Origin of the sequence: Shewanella sp. S1-49-MNA-CIBAN-0167, assembly GCF_040310145.1 — a bacterium.
Lineage (GTDB): Bacteria > Pseudomonadota > Gammaproteobacteria > Enterobacterales > Shewanellaceae > Shewanella > Shewanella psychromarinicola.
In genome coordinates this window covers 1-265 of sequence record NZ_JBEOPO010000309.1, presented here as the reverse complement: position 1 = coordinate 265, position 265 = coordinate 1, and the positions used below count along the sequence as shown (strand labels likewise).

The window sequence follows — 265 nt, the reverse complement described above, 5'->3', positions numbered from 1 at the left end:
ACGCTGCCCATAGTTGTTGGATCAAATGCACCGTGCTTTTTACAGAACGAAATCGTTTCTTGATAAACACCAGCGTAACAACGATCTGGGATCATTGCTTTGGTGTCTTGTAACTGGCCATCAGGACCCCACATTTTCCCCGAAGAACGGATAGCTGCAGGCATTGATGCATCAATAATGATGTCACTAGGTACGTGTAAGTTAGTGATACCTTTATCAGAATCAACCATCGCAAGTGCTGGACGAGCAGCATAAACAGCAGCAA

1 protein-coding gene is annotated in these 265 nt (G+C 44.9%); it reads right to left on the bottom strand.

What is annotated here, in order from left to right:
- Window positions 1–265 (bottom strand): NADP-dependent isocitrate dehydrogenase (locus AAEZ00_RS21425; RefSeq protein ID WP_351089943.1); only part of this gene is annotated, 265 nt, incomplete at both ends.